The following is a 1,845-nucleotide window of genomic DNA, read 5'->3' as shown; positions in this document are numbered from 1 at the left end:
GGCGATGCTGGTGGTGCGGAAGTCGTAGGGCTTCGGCAGCTCGGACTCATGGCAAACCGGAACCCAGGTGTGCTTGAAGATCTTCTCAAGCTCTTCGTCGAAGATCTCTTGATCCGTGTAGAGCCGACTGTCGATCCACTCACCGGCCTGCAGGGGTGGGTTCGCGGTCCATTGCTGGTAATTCCTGGCGGGCATTCACCTTCCTCCTCGCGTTGTAAGTGGCTGGTGCGGCTTGGGCACTGAGAGGTCTTCGATTGTCGGCTGACCTAAACAGTGAACCAGGCACAGGCATCGGGCCGCGATGCATGGGCCGGACAACATCGAGCGGAGCGATACGGCGGCGCTGTTGACCTGAGACCGCCGATCCGCTGAAGGCTGCCGGACGCTGTGAGCAGCCCAGGCATCGTCGAGCCGCAACATGAGCCTTCGATCGAGCTTTGGATAATTGATAGTTCTTATCTCGGCATAGACCTGGCCCTTCCAATTTCGCCCGTGCGCCGAGCTGAGCTGCAGGCAGTTAAATGCTTGATACCGTTCGGGCATCGCGGCTGATTCGCGAAGTCAGGCAGCGGGTATCGCATCTCATCGCATCTGCGATCAGCTGGTAGACATAGTCCTTCTGAAGAAAGTCATGGGAGTCGTCACGGGTTCCGGCTACTATCAATTGTGAATCAACTCGGGCCTGCTATGAAGTCGATTAGTTGGAGGCACCAGCGACGGCGAGCAGATCGCGAAGCCTGAACGCGTTTTGCGTGGCACTTGCACAGCCGAAGCTCCTGAGGCGGTGCGCCGGCCGGCGAGCGGATTCTACCGCGGCCCAGCGATAGCTCCGCAAGTTGCGAGTCTCGCTCCTGTACCAAGACCGACAGGCGCTTGCGGACAACAAGTGGCCTCCGGCGATCCGCCCGCTACCAGGGCCCGGTTCCGTGCAGCCCGGACGCCAAACTTGCGGGCTGGGCATGTCAGCACAGCACCGTCGGCGGGTTTATAGATTCTAACTATCAATAACTCCGAAAAAAAAATTAGCCCGGGGAACGGTTTGCCGGCACTGTTCTTATCCAGGTATGCATTTCGGCTTAGCAAGGAAGTGCAAGAGGTCCATTGCCTCTGCTGAGGCATTTCTCAGCTTAGCCGGTTTGACGTCCCTGAGCAGGGACGACTGAAAGCAATACGGCACCGCCGATCCTTGCGGAGGTGAAGCGCTCCGTCGAGCGTCTCGGCGTCGTCCCGTTAAAGAACAGTACATCAGCTCACGGCACGCCAAGAAAAGCCAATGAGACATTGGCATTAAAGAATCACAGCGAGGGCGACGCTAGCCCGCTCGAAATCTCTCAGATGGTTCAAAGCTAACCGTGCCAACAGTTAGTGTGCTAAAAAAGGTAACGCCATCTAAAAACGCGCAGAACAAAAGAAGCAGGAGGAAACCGAATCATGTTGTCTCCACGGAGTACCGCAAAGCCCCTGCCCCAGCCACCCGGCTCGGCTGAGTTGGTCGATCTCGCCGACGCGAACGAGCCGATCATCACCAAAAAGGCGCGCAACGTCATCACCCTGGCGGCCACGCTTGGTTATCTCTTCGACGCCTACGCGATCAACATCTACGGCATGACTCTCGGCCTCATCGCGATCGAGTACGGCGTCGATGTAAAGACCATGGGCCTAATCGGCTCGATCTTTATCGTTGGGTACATGCTGGGCAGCTGTGTCTTTGGCATGCTGGGCGACCGCTTCGGCCGGAAGGTAACACTTGGCTTTTCAATCTTTGCCTATGGCAGCGTCACTGCCTTGACTGGGCTTGCCGTCACACCTGTACAGTTTGCGATCGGCCGCTTCTTCACCGGGCTT

The 1,845-nt window shown here is 57.6% G+C and carries 1 protein-coding gene and 1 pseudogene; one reads left to right on the top strand and one right to left on the bottom strand.

Annotated features, from left to right (window positions below):
• A pseudogene (locus WDW90_RS36760) lies at nt 1-195 on the bottom strand (aromatic ring-hydroxylating dioxygenase subunit alpha); the annotation flags it as partial.
• 1,293 nt (nt 196-1,488) lie between these two features.
• Here WDW90_RS36760 and WDW90_RS36755 point away from each other — a divergent pair.
• Nucleotides 1,489-1,845: MFS transporter (locus WDW90_RS36755; protein ID WP_336492664.1), on the top strand; the 357-nt coding region annotated here is incomplete at its 3' end.

It is taken from the genome of Methylobacterium nigriterrae (assembly GCF_037106235.1).
Classification (GTDB): domain Bacteria; phylum Pseudomonadota; class Alphaproteobacteria; order Rhizobiales; family Beijerinckiaceae; genus Methylobacterium; species Methylobacterium nigriterrae.
This window is presented reverse-complemented; position numbering and strand designations above follow the sequence as displayed.